The sequence below is a fragment of the Alicyclobacillus tolerans genome, assembly GCF_048984885.1.
Lineage (GTDB): Bacteria > Bacillota > Bacilli > Alicyclobacillales > Alicyclobacillaceae > Alicyclobacillus_I > Alicyclobacillus_I tolerans.
Map to the genome: position 1 here is coordinate 2,777,073 of NZ_JBMGNK010000002.1, position 22,415 is coordinate 2,799,487.

The 22,415-nt window shown below is 43.6% G+C and carries 19 protein-coding genes and 1 tRNA gene; 2 read left to right on the forward strand and 18 right to left on the reverse strand.

Annotated features, from left to right (window positions below; all coding sequences use genetic code 11):
• Positions 1 to 2: 2 nt before the first annotated feature.
• The 9 genes from ACOJUR_RS14240 to ACOJUR_RS14280 form a co-directional block, all read right to left on the reverse strand.
• Positions 3 to 680 carry a cobalamin B12-binding domain-containing protein gene (locus ACOJUR_RS14240; RefSeq protein WP_420950374.1) on the reverse strand — a complete coding sequence of 226 codons (678 nt, stop codon included), beginning with the start codon at positions 678 to 680 and terminating at the stop codon, positions 3 to 5.
• A 210-nt stretch (positions 681 to 890) separates the two neighbouring features.
• Positions 891 to 3,101: an alpha-galactosidase gene (locus tag ACOJUR_RS14245; RefSeq protein ID WP_420950375.1), complete on the reverse strand. Its 2,211-nt coding sequence runs from the start codon at positions 3,099 to 3,101 to the stop codon at positions 891 to 893.
• A 33-nt stretch (positions 3,102 to 3,134) separates the two neighbouring features.
• Complete coding sequence (locus ACOJUR_RS14250; RefSeq protein ID WP_238413543.1) at positions 3,135 to 4,067, reverse strand: carbohydrate ABC transporter permease; 933 nt, start codon at positions 4,065 to 4,067, stop codon at positions 3,135 to 3,137.
• A 108-nt stretch (positions 4,068 to 4,175) separates the two neighbouring features.
• On the reverse strand, positions 4,176 to 5,546 hold the full coding sequence (locus ACOJUR_RS14255) for an ABC transporter substrate-binding protein (protein ID WP_203114665.1): 1,371 nt from the start codon (positions 5,544 to 5,546) through the stop codon (positions 4,176 to 4,178).
• 100 nt (positions 5,547 to 5,646) lie between these two features.
• Complete coding sequence (locus tag ACOJUR_RS14260; RefSeq protein ID WP_072874574.1) at positions 5,647 to 6,474, reverse strand: carbohydrate ABC transporter permease; 828 nt, start codon at positions 6,472 to 6,474, stop codon at positions 5,647 to 5,649.
• Positions 6,475 to 6,556: 82 nt separating this feature from the next.
• Complete coding sequence (locus ACOJUR_RS14265) at positions 6,557 to 7,558, reverse strand: LacI family DNA-binding transcriptional regulator (RefSeq protein ID WP_203114666.1); 1,002 nt, start codon at positions 7,556 to 7,558, stop codon at positions 6,557 to 6,559.
• A 238-nt stretch (positions 7,559 to 7,796) separates the two neighbouring features.
• Positions 7,797 to 8,747 carry a cation diffusion facilitator family transporter gene (locus ACOJUR_RS14270; RefSeq protein ID WP_420950376.1) on the reverse strand — a complete coding sequence of 317 codons (951 nt, stop codon included), beginning with the start codon at positions 8,745 to 8,747 and terminating at the stop codon, positions 7,797 to 7,799.
• A gap of 115 nt (positions 8,748 to 8,862) precedes the next feature.
• Positions 8,863 to 10,179: an RNA polymerase factor sigma-54 gene (rpoN, locus tag ACOJUR_RS14275; RefSeq protein WP_420950377.1), complete on the reverse strand. Its 1,317-nt coding sequence runs from the start codon at positions 10,177 to 10,179 to the stop codon at positions 8,863 to 8,865.
• Between the two features lie 214 nt (positions 10,180 to 10,393).
• A complete protein-coding gene (locus tag ACOJUR_RS14280; protein ID WP_072874578.1) occupies positions 10,394 to 10,996 on the reverse strand; it encodes a transglycosylase SLT domain-containing protein in 603 nt (200 codons plus the stop codon).
• A gap of 296 nt (positions 10,997 to 11,292) precedes the next feature.
• Here ACOJUR_RS14280 and ACOJUR_RS14285 point away from each other — a divergent pair, with 296 nt between their 5' ends.
• Positions 11,293 to 11,874 (forward strand): pyridoxamine 5'-phosphate oxidase family protein, encoded by a 582-nt coding sequence (locus tag ACOJUR_RS14285; protein WP_420950378.1) that lies wholly within the window; start codon positions 11,293 to 11,295, stop codon positions 11,872 to 11,874.
• A 197-nt stretch (positions 11,875 to 12,071) separates the two neighbouring features.
• On the opposite strand, the gene ACOJUR_RS14290 is transcribed toward ACOJUR_RS14285, so the two are convergent.
• From ACOJUR_RS14290 to ACOJUR_RS14330, 9 genes are all read right to left on the reverse strand, one after another.
• Positions 12,072 to 12,156, reverse strand: a tRNA-Leu gene (locus tag ACOJUR_RS14290).
• Between the two features lie 47 nt (positions 12,157 to 12,203).
• Positions 12,204 to 12,839: a lytic transglycosylase domain-containing protein gene (locus tag ACOJUR_RS14295; RefSeq protein WP_072874580.1), complete on the reverse strand. Its 636-nt coding sequence runs from the start codon at positions 12,837 to 12,839 to the stop codon at positions 12,204 to 12,206.
• Entirely contained in the window at positions 12,803 to 13,411 is a 609-nt protein-coding gene (gene coaE, locus ACOJUR_RS14300) for a dephospho-CoA kinase (RefSeq protein WP_306953487.1), read from the reverse strand. The genes ACOJUR_RS14295 and coaE overlap by 37 nt, the downstream gene beginning before the upstream one ends.
• Positions 13,408 to 14,274 carry a DNA-formamidopyrimidine glycosylase gene (gene mutM, locus ACOJUR_RS14305; RefSeq protein ID WP_203114670.1) on the reverse strand — a complete coding sequence of 289 codons (867 nt, stop codon included), beginning with the start codon at positions 14,272 to 14,274 and terminating at the stop codon, positions 13,408 to 13,410. Before mutM ends, coaE begins: the two co-directional genes overlap by 4 nt.
• A 159-nt stretch (positions 14,275 to 14,433) precedes the next feature.
• Positions 14,434 to 17,094, reverse strand: coding sequence for a DNA polymerase I (gene polA / locus ACOJUR_RS14310; RefSeq protein ID WP_420950379.1), 2,661 nt, complete (start codon positions 17,092 to 17,094; stop codon positions 14,434 to 14,436).
• A 169-nt stretch (positions 17,095 to 17,263) separates the two neighbouring features.
• Positions 17,264 to 18,205 (reverse strand): malate dehydrogenase, encoded by a 942-nt coding sequence (gene mdh / locus ACOJUR_RS14315; protein WP_420950380.1) that lies wholly within the window; start codon positions 18,203 to 18,205, stop codon positions 17,264 to 17,266.
• A 100-nt stretch (positions 18,206 to 18,305) separates the two neighbouring features.
• The gene (gene icd, locus ACOJUR_RS14320; protein ID WP_072874583.1) at positions 18,306 to 19,601 is read right to left on the reverse strand and encodes an NADP-dependent isocitrate dehydrogenase; all 1,296 of its coding nucleotides are present in this window, start codon (positions 19,599 to 19,601) and stop codon (positions 18,306 to 18,308) included.
• Between the two features lie 83 nt (positions 19,602 to 19,684).
• A complete protein-coding gene (gene trpS / locus ACOJUR_RS14325; protein WP_072874584.1) occupies positions 19,685 to 20,674 on the reverse strand; it encodes a tryptophan--tRNA ligase in 990 nt (329 codons plus the stop codon).
• An 18-nt stretch (positions 20,675 to 20,692) separates the two neighbouring features.
• Positions 20,693 to 21,601, reverse strand: a complete 909-nt coding sequence (locus ACOJUR_RS14330) for an NAD(P)-dependent oxidoreductase (protein WP_420950381.1) — start codon at positions 21,599 to 21,601, stop codon at positions 20,693 to 20,695.
• Positions 21,602 to 21,791: 190 nt separating this feature from the next.
• Between ACOJUR_RS14330 and ACOJUR_RS14335 the strand changes: the two genes are divergently transcribed.
• Positions 21,792 to 22,352 carry an HNH endonuclease gene (locus ACOJUR_RS14335; protein WP_083574285.1) on the forward strand — a complete coding sequence of 187 codons (561 nt, stop codon included), beginning with the start codon at positions 21,792 to 21,794 and terminating at the stop codon, positions 22,350 to 22,352.
• The last annotated feature ends 63 nt before the right edge of the window (positions 22,353 to 22,415 follow it).

Genomic DNA, 22,415 nt, shown 5'->3' on the forward strand with positions numbered 1-22,415 from the left:
GCTCACCCCAAACGAGGACGCAAAGACGAATTCGCGTCATTCTCTAACCAGTGCTGAACTTCTTTCAGGTTGTGAAATAGTAGACAATGCGAAAACCTGGAAACATCATCCGCGATTTGCTGTATCAGACGTCCACCTACAATGATTTTAAACTTCTCAAGAGTTTTCAAAGAATGAAACGCTTCAACCGCCTTGACGACAGACGGAAGATGGTAGGACATGGATGCTGAAATACCAATAATAGATGGCTGAAATTGCTTGGCGTACTCGATTGTTTCAGCTAAGGGAATTTGCGTTCCTAAAAACACGGTCTCGTAACCGGCTTCTTGAAACAATAAACGAACCATCTTGAGCCCCAAATAATGACTCTCTCCTTCAACACAAAAAAACATGGCCCGTTGATTTCTGACAGTTTGATGCGCGTAACGATTATCCGCTAAATGATAGTAAGCATATTGGGATAAAATATAATCACAAATACCAGTCGCCAGATGTTCATCTGCCACTGTAATTTCGTTTTCCATCCATAACTGGCCAATCCATCTCATGGTTTGGGTTAGATAATCATATACACCCAAACTATCACCTATATCGTTTGCGTATCTTCGCAAAAGAGCCCATGCCGTGACCCGGTTTCCCTCAAGCAGTGCTTTGGAGAGTTGTTCCACATCCCCATTCACGGCATCACTCACCTTACTTCCATAATATTCTCTGTCTATATCTTAAAAAATTTATTTTCATCCCATCTATAAGAATACTTCTAAAAAGAATCTATGTATAGAAAATACATAAACTTCTCATGAAGATGAGAGAATTGAATTGAATTTATCGTTCATCAAAAATTGGCCTCTATCGCGAGATAGGGCCAATGGATAGGGTTTGCTTTTCGTTTAGGCGTTCAGCTTGGACAACTTCCACATACAAGATTGAAAATCAGTTGTGAAATAAGGAATGGCTATCCCCGCGTACATTAATTCATCGCCGCCATAAATATCACTTTCATAAGACATCCCTTGCACAAGTTCCACACGATATTGAGCTTCAGCATCCAGGCCTTTAAGACGCAACCGATGTATAGCATGATTGGCCTGTTGAAGCTTCGTAACACAAGAAACAACCGCCTGTTGCCTGTTCTGGGATACAAACATCCAAGCATAAAAATCGCCCTCAAATGGATTGGCTAAAGCAAAGTAACGACCAAATTGAACCGTTTCTCGAATTTGCTTATAGGTTTCAACCTGTTCTGCTACGATATTTTTTTCCTCATTTGTTAACTTTGTAATGTCCAATTCGTAACCAAAATTCCCTCCCATGGCAACAATCCCGCGTGTGGCAAGCGGCGTTATTCGCTGCACCTGATGATTGGGTACAGCAGAAACATGGGCCCCCATGGTGATAGGGGGATAAACCAGAGCAGTACCGTATTGAATATAAAGACGTTCAATAGCGTCTGTATTATCACTCGTCCATGTCTGAGGCATATAGTAAAGCATGCCAGGATCGAATCGTCCTCCACCCCCGGAACAACTCTCAAAGAGCACTTCAGGAAAACGTGTTGTCAAAGTTTCCATGACTGCATAGAGACCAAGCATATAGCGATGCGCCGTCTCTCGTTGTCGTTCAACTGGCAAACAGGCCGATCCGATTTCCGTCATATGGCGATTCATATCCCATTTTACATACTGAATGGGTGCAGACGACAGTATTTCACTCACTGAATGGACGATAAAATCACAAACATCTTTTCGTGAAAAATCCAGAACATATTGATGACGACCTGTAGAAGAACGACGACCAGGCACATGCAAGCACCAATCAGGATGTTCTCTAAACAACTGACTTTCTGGCGATACCATCTCCGGCTCAAACCAAAGGCCAAACTTCATACCCTTTTCGGCAATAGATTCGGCCAATCCAGCTAATCCATGCGGGAGTTTTTTCAAATTCACTCGCCAATCGCCCAGAGACGTTTTGTCATTATCCCTTTGACCAAACCAACCATCGTCCAGCACAAATAGTTCAATGCCCAACTGACCTGCTTCTTCAGCAAGTTGTAAAAGTTTTTCTTCATCAAAAGCAAAATACGTAGCTTCCCAATTATTAATAAGAATAGGTCTCGGTTGATGGCGATGAAGGCCACGACAAAGTCTCTCTCGATAGGCGTTGTGAAATATCTCCGTCATTCCATCTAAACCTTCAGCAGAATAGACCAGTACCGCTTCTGGTGTTTGAAAAATTTCACCAGGCTCTAATAACCATGAAAAATCTGCTGGATTGATTCCTATTTGAAGACGTGTCTGCTGCAAGGAATCTTGTTCAGCGAGTGCCAGAAAATTACCACTGTATACTAGATTAACCGCCATTACTTCACCATGTGTATCCCTAGCATCAGAAGCCATTAACGCTAAAAATGGATTTTGATGATGACTACTCGCTCCACGACGACTTTCTACCGCTTGCATTCCAGGGACCACGGGTCGACGAACCAAATGACGCTCTCTTCCCCAGGCACCAGAAAGTTGCATCATATCCCAGGAAGAACACGGTAAATCAAGACTCATACTCAATGCCCGAGTCAGCTGAATAGGTTGTTGGCCAGCATTATACAATCGGGCCGATCGCGTAATCACCCCGATTTGTGAGAACACGGTATAAAGTAACGTAACCTGTAACTCCTGAACCGGATCGAACAAATCGATTTCCAGCGTCAAAGCTTCATGCGGAGATTCTGTATAGATCATAGGAAGCCCAGCCAATGCAGGTTTACCTTCCAGAATTCGATGGTTCCTGTATCGCAAATCAACAACGGATGTGCCATCCGCAAAAATAGCTTCTAATGCGGGAACGCGAAAATCTCCATGACCATAAACAGGATATTCTTGAGGAAGTGTGTCCAGAGAAAAAGCAGGATTTTCAGGATTACAATTGGGCGAAAAAGGACGATCTATCATCTTCAGTAAATGTGCGGTTGAAGAGGAACGCAATTTCCTTCCCCAATAGAGATGTGCTAAGTACCCTTCCTCTGTAACCTTCATGACATAACTGGTGTGTTTGTTTTGAAGATGGAACAATTGCTCTTCAGGATCAAACAAAATTTGCATTTCTCACATCTCTCTTCTTTGGGAAAGTCGTGGTTAGCTTAAATCGTAAGTTGTACGGTTGCGGAAATAGGCAAACTGCAACAAAGTGACTAGCAAAATGACAACAAATAAAATGACGGATAAAGCAGAAGCAAATCCCATATGAAAGAACTGAAATCCTTCCTGGAAAATATAGAAATTATACACATTGGTTGCTTGACCCGGTCCTCCCTGAGTCATTACATAGACTGTATCAAATACTTGAAACGATCCAATCACTGAAGTAATGAGCACAAAAAGTAATGTGGGTCGCAAGAGCGGCAATGTTATCGTGAAAAATTTACGAATCGGTGAGGCTCCATCCAACTCGGCTGCCTCGTAAAGGTAGGCTGGGATACCTTGCAAGCCAGCTAGAAAAAAGAGCATATTGTAACCGGTCCACTGCCATATGTTCACCATTGCAACTGCAGGTAAAGCCCAGTGTTGTGTCCCAAGCCAATCAATTTGCGGTAGATGCAACACCTGTAACAGTGAGTCAAGCATACCCGTGGGCTGCAAAATCCATTGCCAAACCACACCTACTGCTACCGGCATAGCCAACCAAGGTATGACAAACAAAGCCCGAAAAATGGCCATCCCAGGCAATCTACGATTGAGAAGTAACGCCAAAATGATGGCTAACACCGTTTGAAGTGGAATATTCAGCAAAACATAGTAAACCGTGATCAGCATAGAGTGAAGTGCCGTTGGATCGTGAAAAACTTTCGTGTAGTTACTCAGGCCAGCAAAAGAAGGAGACGAAAGCAAATTCCAATGCAATAAACTAATTACTAGCACTGCTATAGCCGGAATTAACATAAACAATAAAACGCCAACAAAACTGGGGAAAACAAAGAGATAGGGTGTAATACCTTGCGATGTTAGTTTCGATTTTTTGATTTTTTCTCTAGGCATCCGAGTAGACAACATCTTGGTATCAAAACTCACGGTTTACACCTCGCTTTCTGAAGCCTATCGTCTTCCGTCCATCGGACAAAAGAGAGAATTTTGAGGAAGGGAGGCACAGCAAAGCACCTCCCTCTGCCTGTTCCAGATTCATTGACCAGAAAGTGCCGCATCTGCATTTTGAACAGCAACTTGCGCCGCCTTTTGGGCCGATATTTGATTTAACCAGAGCAAATTGAACTCATTGTCTATAGCTGTGCTCGCTTGCGACCAATTGGTTGTAATGGGGAAGCTAATCGTCTGACCATGAGACTCATTCAAGAATGGTGTAACGTTGACACCGCGCTTCGCCCATGACTCTGCAAACAGCGGAGCGAGTGACGGAATTCCAGGCCATACATAGCCGCCTGAAGCCAAAATTTTCTCCGACTGTTTGCTAGCCAGCCATTTTACTAGTTCCCACGCTGCATGTGGATGTTTGGTATGCGCATAAATCGCATCCGACAAACCATTCATGACTGAAACCCGACCATCTGGTCCAACTGGCAAGGGTGCTATACCCACAGGGAAGTTAGCTCCTTTGACCACAGGAGTTAAATCCCAGTCACCATCTGTATACATGGCTACTTTGCCTTCATCGAACAGTTGAATGGCGTTTGAACCAACATTCGGCTGGGTGACATCAGAGCCGCCTGGGGACACATGGTATTTGTAAATCATATCCACTAAATTTTGCAGTGCTGCTACAGATTGTGGACTGTTGAGAAGCATCTTGTGACCAAAAGGATGGTCAATAATTTTCCCGCCATTTTCGGCAATAAAATTGTAGTAGAATACCTGGTTGTTGTTTCCTGAGAAAAATCCATATTGCTTGATATCATTCGGATTGAAACCCGGTTGTCCAGGATGTTTGCCATTTGCATCTACAGTCAATTCTTCAGCAGTTTGTAAAAGCGTCCCGCCATTCTGCGGGTTCCATGTCAAATGATTAGGAGCTGGTATACCCGCTTTCTTGAAGAGATTTTTGTTATAGAAAATAGCGATAGTATCCCAATCCTTGGGTAATCCATAAATCCCACCTTGATATTCATATTGCTTGAGCAGATTGGGATAGTAGATGGATAGATTGAGATGATCCTTCTCAATAAAAGGCTTAAGATTTAACAACTGGCCATTTTGTACGAACGTAGGAAAGTAGGTTACATGATCCCAAAAAACGTCTGGAGCATCCCCTGCTGCCATTTCGGTTTGAAGCTTCTGCCAATATTGAGCCCACGGATACTGTTCAATGGTTACTTGAATATTTGGATGTAACTTTTCAAACACATCAATCGATTTCTGATATCCAACTTCTTCATTTGGATCCCATAACATGTAAGTCAGATGAACTACTTTACCATCCGAACTGCCTCCACCTGAAGAGGTATTACTCGACTGCGGGCTACCACAAGCAGTTACTGCGCAGGTCAAGGATAAGACAGAAGCACCAGTAATCCATTTCCAAGTTTTATTTTTCTTCATATATTTACCCCCTAAATTTTAAATTAATGAAAATTTCATACAAACCAGAGCAAACGCCAAGCCCCGCCCCCTCTCCAGCCTATCGATCAGACTGAGTGCTTTATTTCAATCCTGTCAATTGAATAGAGCGAATAATTTGTTTTTGGAACAGGATAAACAGGATAATCAGAGGCAAGAGCGCGATTGTAGCTGCAGCCATCAATTCGTTCCACTCTGCGCCATACTGCAATTGGAAGGACGCAATTCCCAGACTGACCACCTTATATTGATCCGTATTGGTGACAATCAATGGCCATAAAAAGTTGTTCCAGGAAGTTACAAAAGTGATAATCGCTAACGTCGCAAGGATGGGACGACTGAGGGGAAGAATGATTTGCAGGAAAATTCTAACCACACCCGCGCCATCAATTCGTGCGGCTTCCTCAATATCACCCGGTATACCAAGAAAAAATTGCCGAAGAAGAAATATCCCTACTGGCGTACTCAATACAGTTGGGGCAATCAAAGCCGCATAAGAATTAATCCAACCTAAATCTTTCATTAAAATGAAGAGCGGAATCAGAGTCACAATATTAGGAACCATCAATGTGCTCAAATAAATCATGAACAATACGTTGCGTCCCATAAACCGCATGCGGGCAAAAGCATAGGCTGCGAGTGATCCAAAAATGAGTTGCCCCAAGACAATGACCACGGACACAAACAACGTATTCAGCAAATAACGTCCAAACGGAACTGACGTCCAAACTTCTAGATAATTTTTAAAATCAACATGAGAAGGAAATAAATGGCCTGCATAAACCTCGTTAGCCGGTTTGAGGGAAGTTAAAATAGAAATGAGATACGGGAAAATGGAGATACACGCCCCCACGCAAAGTACTGCATAAATCAAAGCATTGACCCACCAAGCAGAACGGGCATGTGACATTGGTTCTACGCCTCCTTATAGTTTGGTTAGAACTGCTTTATCTGTCGCTGTATGGATACTTCTCAATTCCTCAAGCCTCTTTTCAAGATGGTTCTAAAGATGAACCACAACTCTCACGAATCACCAATTCTGAAGGTAGAGTAATTTGGAATGGCCCCTCATTTTCATGGACAGATCCAAGCAAAATCTGCACTGCCAATTTCCCCATACGTTCAGCCGGAATACGAATGGTCGTTAATGCCGGATTCATGTACGCTGCCATATCAATATCGTCGCAGCCGACAATAGCTATGTCTCCAGGAACAGAGAGCTTGGCTTCACGCAAGGCGTGAATGACGCCAACTGCCATAGGATCACTGGCTACAAAAAACGCGGATGGCAAATCATCTGACTGTAGAGCTTGCTTGGCTAATTCATACCCGCCATTAATGGACCAAGGTCCAATAAAAACCCAATCTTCCCGAAACAGCCCCTGCTCTCTCATATAGTTTTCAAAAGCGACATGTCGTTCATCTCGTCTTGAAAGCCGACTCCCACCGATAAAACCAATGCGCGTATGACCTAACTTCATGAGATGTCTAAGAACCAAATGTGTAATACGCTCAAAATCCGTTACAACTGAAAAAAATCTCTCTGGATTGGGCGAAGAATCGATAAAAATCAAATTCTTTGCCTGATTTTCCAAAGCGGTATAAAATGGATCGGGTTCACCAATAACCATCACCCAATCAAATTCCCCTAAATCACTTCTTCCTTCATTCAGATTTCTCCATCCTAATAAAAGCGAAGCTTCAATTCCCTGCCTGTTACACTCCGTCTCAATCCCGCGGCGAATACTCAAAAAGTATGGGTCCTGATTCTCAAGTTCCTCGTTACCAAAAGGAATAATGCCGATTTTCTTAACAGTTGCCGTATCTTTTTCCCGGCGTCGACGTTTGGCAACATAATGCAATTCTTCTGCAGCACGAAAGACTCGAAGACGTGTGCTTTCCGGAACAGCCAATGTTCTGTCTCCGTTTAAAACACGTGAAACGGTAGCAATGGAGACGGATGCCTTCTCAGCTACATCTTTTATGGTCGGCATCTTATCACTCTCTTTTTTAGTAAAATTATTTCAATTAATGCTCATATTTTATCTTGGAGATTAGTCTATGATTCCGTTTTCAATTTGTCAATAGTTCTTTTTTACCCAAAAAACTTGTCATTTTTATAAAAATCGAATAAAAAACTAGAAAAATATCAAGAATATATTCAATTTATTTTACTAAAATTTTTGGGCTGTTTTTCTAAAAACGTTGGAGAAATGAAAAAAAACAGTGTTTTCATGAATGATTGTGGGTCTCAATGGCCGCACAGAATTCGGAGTCTGTATGAGGATGGTTTGAGTCTTCGATTTGAATGGTGGCATGGCCAATACCGACATGAGCCAGCCGATGTTCTATGGCTCGCAGGATGATTTGACTTTCCTGTATACTCATACGGCCATCAAGTATAACATGACAGGAAAGCGCATTTTTCCCATTGGTAATGCTCCACATATGGATATCATGAACCCCTTGAACTCCCTGTACTGACTTAATCTCATTGACAACTTTCTCAAATTGAATTCCTTTTGGTGTCCCTTCCATGAGAATCCCAACTGCTTGCTTGACAATTCTCCATGCTCCCAAAGCAATCAAAACAGCAATGAGCACACTTAACAACGGATCGACCAGATACCAGCGTGTGAACAAAATGATTAGACCACCTATAATCACACCTGCTGATGCAGCAGCATCGCCAAGCATATGCAAAACGGCGCTCTTGACATTGATATCTTCTTCATGACGCATTCCTAATCCTAAATATAGATTGATACAAAGTCCCACACCAGCACTGACAAACATCCAGCCCGGCGATACTGGTTGCGGATGCTGAAAACGTTGATAAGCTTCCCAAAGTATCCAGAGCGTTACCAGAATGAGCAACAATCCATTGAGAAAGGCCGCCAGTATCCCCGCTCGATAATAGCCAAATGTCATCTCTTGATTAGCAGGTTTCTCTGATTGTTTCATAGCAAACCATGACAATCCAATCGCTGCAATATCCGTCAGAACATGGCCTGCATCAGAAAAGAGCGCAAGACTGTGCGATAACCAACCACCCGCAATTTCGGCTGCAAAAATAAATAAAGTCAGAAAAAAAGCAAGTTGCATTTTTCCCGCAGGAGCGTGACTATGAAAAATATCCGCATGATCATGGGAATGGTTGTGGCTGTGATCATGATGGCTCATGCATGTTCTCCTTTTTTGATCCAATGGACGCATTTTAACCTTCAATTTCCCAATCCTATTTTACATATTATAGCCTAGCCATACCCTCTGTTACTGAAAAGATTGTTTTCAGAATTTAGAAAAAATCTCCGAATCCCTTTCGCTTGCGCAAAGAAGAATTGGGTATGCCAAGCTGATCACGATATTTAGCAACCGTACGCCGGGACAATTGAACCCCTGGCTGTACACTGAGTTTTTGAGCGATTTCCGCATCAGAGAACGGACGTTCAGGGGGCTCCCGTTCTATCCAGTTTTTCAAATGTTGTTGAATCGCTTGCGCTGATAAGTCTTCTTCTGGATGCAGACGATGACTGAAAAAAAACTTCATTGCATAGGTCCCGCGTGGTGTCTGCAAAAATTTACCTCGCACTGCACGACTGACCGTAGATGGATGTAAGTCAAGACGAAGTGCAACATCACGCATGGACAAAGGCTCCAGACAATCAGAATTGGACTGCAAATAATGATTTTGCACTTCCAATACAATTTTTACAATTCTGCGAATCGTTCTCTGTCTTTGTAAGACGCATTGTTGCAACCACATCAACGCACGGTACTGTTGCTGCACATAATCCCTAACGCTCTCTTCTGCATGGTGAAGAATCTGGCTATACTCGTCAGACACACGTATCATCGGCAAGATTCGCTCTTCGATATCCATTTCCCAGCCAAAGTCTGTCATCCATACACGCACATCCGGCAGAAGGGTATCTCGCTGAACTACCGTATAACCACTAGCCGGGCGAGGATTCAATGAACGCAACTGTACCATGAGTTGTTCGAAATGAGCGTCATCTATGCCTAATATCTTCTTAACCTGGCGATAACGCCCGGCAGCAAGATCGGGTAAATGCTGTATCAATAAGAGCAAGGGTTGACTGATTTGAGGAGAATACTGACCAACTTGTAACGAAAGACATTCCTGCAAATTGCGCGCACCAATTCCTGGTGGATCGCACGATTGCACGGCTCCTAATACACGTTCTACAGTTTGCACAGTTTGACCTAAACCATTTGCAACTTCTGTTAATGGTACACGCAAATATCCTGACTCATCCAACGAACCAATAAGGTATTCAGCAATTCGCATCTCTTCGGACGTATGGAGCAAGCAGCGTACTTGTTGGGTGACATGTTCAACCAGTGAGGGCTGGTAAGGTCGTGCAGCTAACCAATCATCCATTTGCACACCGCTACGTCCCCCCGCTGAACGGACGAAGTTTTGAGGTTCCACCACCTCAAGACAGGGATTTTGGCTAACAGCGTCCAACAAGTAATCCCGCAATTCATATATATTGCAACTTAAAATCTGGATGGATTGCGTCATCTGAGGTGTAAGCGCCAGTCTTTGCGACAGTTCTTGACTCATACCCAGACTTATTTCGAGATTCATTCGCTCCCCTCCCAGACTATACCTGAACAACGCGATCGCACCTTTTTCACTCTATTGTAGGTGAGTCGACAGAAAGTGTCGATAAACTCGAGAATCATAACAATCGCCCTATCCCCAAAGGGATAGAGCGATAAAATTTTCCTGAATGGCTTGCGCCACAATTCCCGCTGTTCAATCATTGAAATTCCGTATAGCACCCAACTGGTTGCAGGTCTCAACGGCTCTCAGTGAAGTTAAATTCTCCATTGACTTTATTAACCTGGATATTCGGTATGGAACGCCACTTGATATAGCTGCTGCCTTTATAGACAAAGCCTTTTACCTTTCGTCCATCAATGGAGAATTTACCGTTACCGAGATATTTGTAGGGAATACCCCACTTTGCGAGAATCGTCCATAGCATATACGTTGAATTGCCTACTTCAACTGCCATAAACGGCTGCCCATCGACTCGTACATTAATTCGGGGAAAATGGGCCGACTGCTCTACTTCTAATACACTATGTTCTGCAATTCCCAAAAATTGTTTGTACGATCCGCTGTCAAAAGAAGTCCATGCACTCCAATTGAACCCACCATCACTAATAAAGTATGCCATTCGTGCATTATCCAATGGATGAAAAAGTAGATCTGGTTGGGCTCCACGATTGGAATCACTGATTTGCCAAAGCCCGAAACACGAATGATCCGGATTGACTGCTGTAGAATTGAATGATGATTCACTGTCGGCAATCGCTACCGCTGTCACCAGAGAACTGCCTCGAAATCCCGCTTCATAAGCGTAGTGCGCGACTTGATGTGCTGATAAATACGCCATTGATTCGTCCTTTCTGATTAAAATTTTTCCTCTTGCCAAAAAAGATTGTATCGTATATATCAACTTTGGCAAAGTGCCCGCGACATTACAACTTTATATTTTACCAATCCGTTTTGTGACTCAGAATCATCTACAAGCCTTATCCTTCCGTCCTGATATATCATACATCCAGAGAAAATGGCTGTTATGGAAGGAAACAAGAACGGATTAGAAATGATAAACTACATTTAATATCAACAATTTGGCAGCTATCAGAAACACTCAATGATAGCTGTGCGGAAAACGGGTGAATAGGCTTGTTTGGATCAAATGGAGAAAAAGAGCTGCAAAAAAGATACAAATCGGAAAGTCGGGCGCAAGCTTTTTATGACAATCAAATGCTTGAACATCTTAATCCAGAAATGATTCGATTCATTGCCAAACAACAGATGATGTTTGTCTCTACAGCTGATTCGCAAGGAAATTGCGATGCGTCGTTTCGGGCTGGAGAACCTGGTTTTGTCAAAGTTTTAGATGCAAAAACGCTGGCTTATCCAGAATATAGAGGAAATGGAGTTTACGCCAGTATCGGAAATATTTTAGAAAATCCTCATATCGGACTTCTTTTTATTGATTTTTTTCAAGACTGTATTGGCTTGCATGTGAATGGTACTGCCTTTATCGAAGAAGAAATCGCGGATTTGAACGATCCAAAAGCTGAGCGTTGGGTCAAAATCAAAGTGGAGGAAGCGTATATACACTGCTCCAAGCACATCCCTCTTCTCAAAAAACTGGACAAAGAAATTCATTGGGGTACAGACAACGCAGAATATAAAGGTGGCGACTATTTTAAGGCTAAATTAACCAAACAAACCAAACACTCAAATCAGACATTGTAGTGGTTCACTCTCCATACCCTCACGCTCCCTTTTCTGGACGTGTGGGGGTTGGCCCCTTTTGGGTTCGCACTCTTGTGAACGTGTGTCTCCACACGTTCACGCTAAATTCCTGCCAAAATATCAGACAGAAATCAAAACAGGGTTTTTGAGCTCAAAAGCTCAAAAACCCTGCTACACTGAGATATTCCAGACTTTTTTGGTGTCGAGAGCGGGACTTGAACCCGCACGGGTTACCCCACACGCCCCTCAAACGTGCGCGTCTGCCAATTCCGCCATCCCGACGTGTATCAAAGAGAACGAATCCCATTATAACAGTTTTCAATTCAGTGTCAACCTTTTTGCCATTCAGGAAAAGATCCATAAATATGCTGATAAAGACGATAATTGTAAAACACGCGATCGACAAAATGACGCGTCTCACCTACAGGAATATTTAAGATAGTATTCAGTTGGCCATTCCATACTCCTTGCTCTAGCCAGGTTTCCACTCGACGAGGACCCGCATTGTATGCAGCAACTGCCGCCACAAGATTACCGTGAAAGCGTTGAATAAGATAAGCTACATACCAACTCCCAATGGCAATATTGACACTTGGATTGGCCAAACTATGACTCGAATCTGCTGTATTCCTCAGCAACGCCATATTCTGTTGATTCATTTTCTGTAACGCCCAAGAAGCAGTGCTTGGCAACAGTTGCATCAATCCAACTGCCCCTACATCCGATACATCGTTTTTATTAAATTTACTTTCCACCCGAATAATGGACGCTACCAAAAGCGGATCAACCGATACAGCGCGAGCAGATTGTTGAATCGTTGTCTGATAAGAAATGGGATACATCCATCTCCAAAAAGTGTTTGAAGAAATGATGGCGAAGACTGAAATGAGCAGGAGTAAGGAAACCAGGAAGCGACGGCGGACAAAAATTATTCTTGGCATGCGTTTTGTTGAATTGTACGCCATATGGATTGCACCTGCTCTCTTGTATGTTCCAGAGTTAACGAATTGTCAATTAAATAGTCGGCAAGTTTTCGCTTGGAATCGAGCGGCATTTGGGAAGCTATACGAGCCTTCGCTTCCTCTTCAGACAGTTGATTGCGCTTCATCAGACGTTCTAACTGAATATCGTAGGGCACATATACGAGGACAGTTTCATCCACGAGTTGGTGTGTTTCCCCTTCAAATAGAAGCGGCACATCCCATATCACAGGTTGACCTGGATATTGCTTAAGATAGTCTTCTGTCTCCTCTTTCATGCCTATACGAATTTTTGGATGCGTAATTGCATTGAGACGATGGCGATAATCTGGATGATGAAAAATCAACTCAGCCAGTTTAGGTCTGTTCAGTTCGCCATCTTCTGTTAAAATTTCACGCCCAAAAAAATCGACTATTTCTTTCCATCCACTACTGCCTGGACTGACCACTCTGCGTGCCCAAATATCTGCGTCAACCACATATGCCCCAAGTTCTCTGAACATAGCCGAAACTGTACTTTTTCCTGAAGCAATACCGCCTGTCAATCCAATAATCACGCTTCTTTTCTCCTTTGGACAGATTGAGAATCCGACTGAACACGCGGTATCTTTTGACACTTTGGACAAAAATGAGTACCTCGACCGGCTAAACGAATTTTGACAATTTCCCGACCGCAATGTTGACAGGGTTGCCCTTCTCGTTGGTACACTTGCAATTGGATTTGAAACCCGCCGTGGCGACCATACCCATCAGCATAAGAACGTATCGTAGACCCACCCGCCTCGATAGCCATTTGAAGTATTTCGCGAACACTCACCAACAAACGTTGCCAATCTTTCTTCTTTAATTGCCAACAAGACGCCGCCGGATGAATACCTGCCAAAAAAAGCGCCTCGTCCGCATAAATATTCCCTATACCCGCAATAACGTCTTGCTGCAACAGTAACGCTTTAACTGACAGTTTCCTGCGTCCTGCGATTTGCAGAAAGTAAGAAGCATTCAGCGATTCATCAAATGGCTCTGGACCGAGCGTTTGTAATCCTATCGGATAATTTTCAGGCCGATCCGTCAAATGCATGGTGCCAAATTGCCGAACATCCCGATAACGTAATTCTGTGCCATCTGTGAAGTGAAAAACCACATGCGTATGCGGTTGTTCTTCTTCTGAAATCGCTAATCTATATTGGCCTTCCATACGCAAATGAGAGATAAGTTCAAAAGGAGGGATTGAAAAAATCAGATATTTTCCTCGGCGACGAACACCTTGTATGGTCAAACCCTGAAGTTGTGCACAAAATTCTTGGATTGATGGATAGCATATGATCCTTGGCAAACGCACTTCTACACAGCCTATGGTCTTTCCAACCACCAACTGCTGCAAATTACGGCAAACATGCTCTACTTCAGGCAATTCAGGCAACTGTCGAATCCTCCCCTTACTACTTGCCATTGACATTCTAACGCACAAAGTTTACAAACAAATGACAAGCATAACAGGGTGTCCACACCCCATGCCTAAAGGCAGGGGCTTCTCAGAACACACATAAAATAAGTTTTCCAACCAACATTTTCATATCTTTTATTTGGCATCATACCAAGAGCCCCCTACATGAACGTCCACTTTTAATGGAACCGTAAGCAATATAGAGGTTTCCATCTGTTCTTTCACTAGTTGACTCAACAAGACTACTTCGCTTTGAGGACATTCAAAAATCAGTTCATCGTGCACTTGAAGTAGCATACGTGCATGCAAATTCGATATTTTTAAAGCATGATCCATACGCACCATGGCCAGCTTGATAATATCCGCAGCCGTTCCCTGAATCGGCGTATTCATTGCTGTACGTTCAGCGAAGGAACGTATGGTGTAATTTTTATGGTGAATATCGGGAAGATAGCGACGACGATTGAGTAACGTTGTGACATAACCTCGTTTCCTAGCCTCTTTAACAGTTTCTTGCATGTAAGTGTAGATTTGTGGAAATTTTGAAAAATAATTTTCAATAAATCGATTGGCCTCTTTACGTGAAATGTTCAAATTTTGGGCCAAGCCAAAATCACTAATTCCATAGACAATACCAAAATTCACCGCTTTTGCCTGACGGCGCATGAGTGGCGTCACTTGATCTGGAGAAACCTCAAATACGTCAGCAGCTGTACGTGTATGAATATCCATGTCTTGGCGAAAAGCTTCGATTAACGCCTCATCTCCAGAGAGATGAGCCAAAACGCGCAGTTCAATTTGAGAATAGTCAGCCGAGAGAATCTTCCAGTCTGGATAAGTAGGAAGAAATGCCTTACGCAAACGGCGTCCCTCTTCCATACGAATAGGTATATTTTGTAAATTAGGATCAGAACTTGATAAACGACCCGTAGCGGTAAGCGCCTGATGAAAACGAGTATGAATTCGACCCGTATCCTTATGAATGACTTTCAAGAGACCCTCTACATAGGTTGATTTGAGTTTGCTAAGTTGACGATAGTCAAGGATATTTTGAACAATTTCATGCGTTGGCGCCAAACGTTCCAAAACATCAGCCGCTGTGGAGTAACCTGTTTTCGTCTTTTTCTCTGCTGGTAAGCCGAGTTTATCAAATAAAATCTCCCCCAGTTGCTTGGGAGATTGAATATTAAATTCCGTTCCCGCCATCTGATAAATAGTCTTTGTCAATGCTTGCAAACTTTGATCCAGTTCTTTGCCTATTTCTTTCAAAAGCTTTTCATCCACCCGAAATCCACAAACTTCCATGCCTGCGAGCACAAACGCGAGTGGCATCTCTACATTCCGATACAAATCATCCATTTCTTGAGCAGATAAGGCTTCCAGTAACCCATTGAGCATTTCGACCAACGAATGCGCTCTGCGTCCCAACCAAAGAAGTTCATTTTCTACAGGCACATTCTTTGGAAATGATAGCGATAATTCTCGCTCTGCCAATTGCTCAAGGGTCAATTCTCCCTCTGATGGGTTTAGAAGATAGCCAGCTAACATAACATCCTGAAAATTATGATCCGGATACAGTGTAATACCGTGAGCATCTAACAGTACAGCCATTTCTTTGACATTAAAAGTAACCTTTTCTTCCGGACCGTTGAAAAACTCCTGCAGATCGCTCATATCGAGTTCTTTCTCAAATGACACGAAAGTTGCAGACTTGGAGGAAGCCAGCATGACCCCGCTAATCTCCGAAGAAACACTTGTTTTATCAGAAAAGTGAAAGAGGATTCCTAACGGATCGGCTAATTGATTCAAAAAATCGGACCACTCGCTACGCGTCTCGATATGACGAATCTGTTGAATGGTCCAGTTGTCTGAGACTTCACTCGTTTCGACATGATTTTTGTCGGGATTCGTGGATGTTGTCATTTCCCCGGAAATTTTGTCGATTAAAGAGCGAAACCCATAGGAATGAAACGCTTCTTTTAGCCGTTGCACGTCGTAACCTGGATACTCCAGTTTAGAGAGAGGAACGTCCAAGGGCACATGACGATGAATCGTAGCAAGTCGTTTGGAAAGCAGAGCCTGTTCTGCATGCTCAGTTAATCGTTCACGCAATTTGTTTCCCGAGACTTCTTCCTTATTGAGAAGAACATTTTCTACCGTTTCATAAGTTTGTAATAACTTGATGGCGGTTTTTTCTCCAACACCCGGAACTCCAGGAATATGATCGGACGGATCACCCATCAATCCTTTCAAATCAACGATTTGCTTAGGTGATAGTTGAAATCGATTATAAACGGCATCTTCGTCATACTCATCCATATCTGTAACCCCTTTTTTGGTTAAGGCAGCCCTTACTGTAGGAGTCACCAGTTGCAAGAGATCTTTATCACCCGAAACAATCAAAGTCGGCAAACCTTCCTCTTCCGCTTGCCGAGATAATGTGCCAATAATATCATCTGCTTCGTATTGATCTATTTCAAAATAGGGTATTGAAAATGCCTCAAGCAATTCTCTTATATATGGGAATTGTTGCACCAAATCATCGGGGGTTTTTTCTCTTGTGCCTTTATAATCTGTATACCACTCATGACGGAATGTTTGTTTGCCTTTATCAAAAGCGACAGCCATATGTGTCGGTTTTTTTTGTTCCAGTAATCGCAACAGCATCATGGCGAATCCGTAAACTGCCTGTGAGGGTCGTCCCTGTGGATCCGTTAAAGGAGGCAGCGCAAAAAAAGCTCGATATGCAATACTGTTTCCATCAACAATTACCAAAAGAGGGTTTCGTTCAACCATATATGCACCTCTACTTCCTATCTTCGCCTTGCGAAGACAAGCTTCACTCGCTAGTCATTGTAGCATAGCTAGCTCCAGGTCATTCCTACCTTTAGATAAAAAAGCAACAGGCAGTGCCATTCAGGCCTACCTGTTGTGATGATGAACAGCTTTGTTTAAACCAGTTTGCCTACATATTGTCTACAACACTGATGACACGACGCACTGAATTAGCCGAACGCTGTACAGCGTCACGTTCTTCTTGCGTAAGTTCCACTTCTATAATTTTCTCAACACCGTTGCCACCAAGAATCGTGGGCACACTGAGAAACATATTCTCTTGCCCATACTCACCTTCGAGAAGCACAATAGAATGAAGAATGCGACGCTTATCTTTTAAAATGGATTCCGCCATTTCTGTTAACGACGCACCAGGAGCGTAGTAGGCACTTGCATTGCCCATTAGAGCCCCAATTTCTCCTCCGCCTTTCGCTGTACGTTCAACGATGGCATCAATGCGCTCTTTGGAAAGCAATTGTGTGAGTGGCACTCCGCCTACTGTGGAATAACGAACCAATGGAACCATATCATCACCATGGACACCTACAACAAATCCCCGCACATCTTCCACAGACACACCAAGTTCCATGGCAACGAATGTGTTAAAACGTGCCGTATCCAAGACGCCCGCCTGACCAATGACTCGATTTTTAGGGAATTTGGACGTTTTATAGGCCACATAGGTCATGGCATCGACAGGATTGGATAGCACCATCAAAATGCAATCAGGTGAATACTTCACCACTTGCTCTGTCACCGATTTGACAATTCCGGCATTGGTGGAAACCAAATCATCACGGCTCATACCAGGTCGGCGCGGCAGTCCAGCTGTAATGATGACCAAGTCGGAATCTTTGGTATCCTCATAGTTTGCCGTACCTATTACCGTTACGTCCGATCCGATAACAGGCATAGCTTCTTGCATATCTAAAGCTTTACCTTTAGTTGGGTTTTCCATCTGTGGGATGTCCAAGAGCACTATATCGGCTAATTCTTTGGAGGCAATCATGAAAGCTGTTGTAGCACCTGTTAGTCCTGCCCCAATCACAGATACCTTTTTGCGCTTCATCATAGTCATAACCCACCTTTCTCTTCTGACTATCTATTCTTCGCAAACCAGATTGATGTTTACGTCAATAAGAAAAGGACGCGCCAAGCGGCACGTCAATGTCTTATAGATTCGCAATGACTGCGTCGGCAAACCCAGAAGTTTTTACTTCAGTAGCGCCTTCCATCAGTCTGGCAAAGTCATAAGTTACGACTTTCGATTCAATAGTCTTTTCCAACGCCTGAATAATGGAGTCCGCTACTTCCTGCCACCCCATATATTCAAACATCATCACACCAGACAAGATCACAGAACCCGGATTGACTTTATCCAGATTGGCATACTTTGGCGCTGTACCATGTGTCGCCTCAAATACTGCGTGTCCGGACTCATAATTGATATTCGCTCCCGGTGCTATGCCAATGCCACCTACTTGTGCTGCTAAGGCATCAGAAATGTAATCACCATTTAAATTCAGTGTAGCAATGACGTCATACTCCGCTGGACGCAATAAAATTTGTTGCAAGAATGCATCTGCGATGACATCTTTAACAATAATTTTGCCTAACTTGAGCGCTTCATCCTGAGCCTTGTCAGCCGCGGCCTGTCCATCTTTTTCTTTAATGCGATCATACATAGCCCATGTAAACGTTTGGTCTGCAAACTCACGCTCGGCAAGTTCGTAACCCCAAGTTTTGAAGGCTCCCTCTGTGAACTTCATTATATTTCCCTTGTGAACCAATGTGACGCTCTTGCGTTTATGTTGTAACGCATATTGAATCGCTGAACGTACCAAACGTTCTGTACCCTCTTTGGAAACTGGTTTGATGCCTATGCCGGACGTTTCTGGGAAGCGTATCTTCTTCACGCCCATCTCCTGACGCAAGAACTGTATGACCTTTTTCACTTCAGGAGTACCTTCTTGCCATTCTACACCTGCGTATATATCTTCCGAGTTTTCACGGAAAATAACCATATCTACCAAGTCTGGACGTTTGACCGGAGAGGGAACGCCTTTGAAATAGCGAACTGGACGCTGGCATACGTATAAATCAAGTTCTTGACGCAACGCTACGTTTAACGAGCGAATGCCTCCCCCTACGGGTGTGGTCAGTGGTCCCTTGATGGAGACAATATACTCCGAAAGAGCCTTCAATGTATCTTCTGGCAACCATTCCTGAAACTGATTGAACGCCTTCTCGCCAGCATAAACTTCAAACCACGCAATTTTCCGCTGGCCACCATACGCTTTTTGAACAGCGGCATCAAAAACACGCTGCGATGCGCGCCAGATATCCGGACCTGTGCCGTCGCCTTCAATAAAAGGAATAATAGGATGATGAGGAACATGAAGCTGCCCGTTTTGAAGAGTAATCGGTTCTCCTTCTGTCGGGCCTGAAAACGCTTTGAATTGCGCCATGAGGGTGCCTCCTTATGTATCAGGTTCCACGCCACATCTTAGCATAATTGCTAACGAAAAACCAAAAACCAAAGAATGATCTTTTACGCTCTGCGCGGCAGAAACCCAATTTGTTCTTTGACCTGCTCCAGTGTCACAGAAGCCAGTTTCTCAGCTTTTTCAGCCCCATCTGCAAGTGTCTTTTCTAAATCTGGAGATTCGAGCCATTCGTGATAGCGTTGCTGAATGGGTTCAAACACGGATACAACCGCATCAGCGATAGCTTGTTTAAAAGGCCCATACCCTTGACCTGCAAACTCTTCCTCTACTTCTTGCAGACTCTTGCCTGTACAAAGCGCGTAAATCGTCATCAAATTGGATACTGCTGGTTTTTCTTCTTCATTGTATCGGACCTCGCGTCCCGAGTCTGTGACAGCGCGACTAATTTTTTTCCGTAGGACTTCTGGCGGATCGAGCAAATAGAGCGTTGCATTGGGACTTTCATCACTCTTGCTCATTTTTTTCAAAGGATTTTCCAAACTCATAATTCTTCCACCCATTTTAGGGATCATTGCCTCAGGAACGATAAACGTTTCTCCATAACGACGGTTGAAACGAATGGCTACATCGCGAGTCAGTTCAAGATGTTGTTTTTGATCTTCGCCAACAGGGACAAGAGTGGTTTGATACAGCAAAATATCAGCAGCCATCAATGCCGGGTAAGTGAATAGACCTGCTGTAACTACATCTTTTTGTTCTGATTTATCTTTGAACTGCGTCATGCGTCCAAGTTCGCCATAATAAATCATGCACTGCAAAAGCCACCCCAGTTCAGCATGAGCAGGCACATGTGATTGAACAAACAAGATTGCCTTTTGTGGATCAATGCCACACGCCAAATACAAAGCGGCCAATTCGCGCGTTCTCTGATAGAGTTGCTGTGGATCTTGCGGCACAGTAATTGCATGCATATCTACAACACAGAAGAGACATTCAGCTGTATGTTGCAATTGGACAAAATTGCGTATAGCGCCTAGGTAATTTCCTATGGTAATGGTTCCTGACGGCTGAATGCCGGAAAACACTCTTTGCATGAATTCTTCCTCCTTGCCCTACAAACCTAAGTTGAAAGATGAATCCTTCGCGCCAGTATACCCTGATTGCCTTAAAAGTTCCATCATAACAGCTGCCAAATCGTCTTCCGCAAAACCATTGTGCATCGCTGACGTATAGCTCGCGAAAGCTGCTGACGTGGCCGGAAGTACTGCTTCTCTCTCAGTCGCTGCCTGGAGAATCAAATTCAAGTCTTTACGCATGTACTTCAGTGCAAATGCTGGTGGAAAAGATTCATCAATCAACATCTGCTTTTTAATTCCAAGAAAAGGTGATGCAACAGACGACTGGGAAAGCATATCGAGAACATTGGAGCGAGACAAGCCTAACGTTTCTGCAAGGACAAGCGCTTCAGAGATTCCTTGCATTGTCAAGGCAAGAAGTAGATTGACAACCAATTTTGCCTTGGCGCCGTTACCGCCAGGTCCGAAATAAAATTGCGCCTGACTCATAGCCGCCAGAATCGGACGCGTGATTTCATACGTTTCCAACGGACCACCTGCCAAGACGAGTAACTTCGCTTCTTTGGCTGCACCTGCACTTCCTGAAACGGGGGCATCCAGCATCGCAATGCCTAATTGGTTCATATTTTTCTGCACTTCCAGAGCTGTTCCCGGCGAAACGGTACTCATATCAATAGCCACAAAAGAATGTTTCGCGTTCTCAGCCACACCACCATTTCCTAAATAGACTTCTCGTACGGCGCTGTCATCAGAAAGCATGCTGATAACTACATCTTGGTTACGTACGGCTTCAGCTATATTCTGAGCCTGTTTTCCGCCCATTTGCAGCAAGGGTTGAACTTTTTCAGGAGATCGATTATATGCTGTAACACTATATCCTGCACGTAGCAAGTTTTCCGCCATGGGCAAGCCCATAGTTCCTGTGCCGAGAAATCCAATTCTCATTATTTTCCACCCACCATAGAGATTGATGTTCACCACTCTCATCAGTATAGCTCTTTTCAGCTTCTTACCAAGCGCACAGTGAGCCAGTCGCATTACGAATCAAAATTTGTCACAATAGAATTCAGAGAACTTACGGAATCGATGATTTGATGACAACATCCTTGAACTTTCTAGTCAGTGAGGTGAGCATGTGGGCAGAAAACGTCATGCAGAGGGGAGATGTCCTCGTTGCAACGGATTATTTACCATATCCAGTATGGAGAGTCATAACGGGGCCTGCCCTCATTGCGGACACCAACTGAACGAGGGTAGCGTGGTACGTGTATTAGATGGTTCGGGTGCCCTGCTCACTCCCTGTACCAAAGAGCGCGCACAGGAAGAAGTACGCTACGGAAATGCGTTTTGGGTCAATGAAAGAACAATTCGCCTACGTTTTTCCGCTATGAGCAAAAAGAAATATCGAGAAACGGTTCTGCGCCGCGACAGTGGCCGTTGCGTATGGTGCGGAGCACCTGCCACAACAATGGATCACATCATTCCTGAGTCTAAAGGTGGGCGATTTCATCCCAAAAATTTGATGTGTGCCTGTTTAGCGTGCAACCAAGAGAGAAAAAATATGGACATTCCAGAATTTCTGGCTCATTGTGAGGCTACTGGGCAAACCGTTCGGCGCAAACATATTCTCGCACTTTATCGAGAGGCAGTTAGGTTTCAATATCATGGTGAAAATTCAAACGAACGTAACAGATAGAAGTTGACAAACAGTTGCACGAAAGTACTCCATCGCGTTAGACTTACACTGTTACAGTGAATG

Coding starts and splice junctions, on each gene's coding strand:
- ACOJUR_RS14330 (WP_420950381.1), bottom strand. CDS start 21,601: ATGAGAATTGGATTTCTCGGCACAGGAACTATGGGCTTGCCCATGGCG.
- ACOJUR_RS14280 (WP_072874578.1), bottom strand. CDS start 10,996: ATGGCGTATTTATCAGCACATCAAGTCGCGCACTACGCTTATGAAGCG.
- ACOJUR_RS14270 (WP_420950376.1), bottom strand. CDS start 8,747: ATGAGCCATCATGATCACAGCCACAACCATTCCCATGATCATGCGGAT.
- ACOJUR_RS14295 (WP_072874580.1), bottom strand. CDS start 12,839: ATGGCGTACAATTCAACAAAACGCATGCCAAGAATAATTTTTGTCCGC.
- ACOJUR_RS14245 (WP_420950375.1), bottom strand. CDS start 3,101: ATGCAAATTTTGTTTGATCCTGAAGAGCAATTGTTCCATCTTCAAAAC.
- ACOJUR_RS14255 (WP_203114665.1), bottom strand. CDS start 5,546: ATGAAGAAAAATAAAACTTGGAAATGGATTACTGGTGCTTCTGTCTTA.
- ACOJUR_RS14260 (WP_072874574.1), bottom strand. CDS start 6,474: ATGTCACATGCCCGTTCTGCTTGGTGGGTCAATGCTTTGATTTATGCA.
- icd (WP_072874583.1), bottom strand. CDS start 19,601: ATGGCGCAATTCAAAGCGTTTTCAGGCCCGACAGAAGGAGAACCGATT.
- rpoN (WP_420950377.1), bottom strand. CDS start 10,179: ATGAATCTCGAAATAAGTCTGGGTATGAGTCAAGAACTGTCGCAAAGA.
- trpS (WP_072874584.1), bottom strand. CDS start 20,674: ATGCAAAGAGTGTTTTCCGGCATTCAGCCGTCAGGAACCATTACCATA.
- polA (WP_420950379.1), bottom strand. CDS start 17,094: ATGGTTGAACGAAACCCTCTTTTGGTAATTGTTGATGGAAACAGTATT.
- ACOJUR_RS14265 (WP_203114666.1), bottom strand. CDS start 7,558: ATGCCGACCATAAAAGATGTAGCTGAGAAGGCATCCGTCTCCATTGCT.
- mdh (WP_420950380.1), bottom strand. CDS start 18,205: ATGATGAAGCGCAAAAAGGTATCTGTGATTGGGGCAGGACTAACAGGT.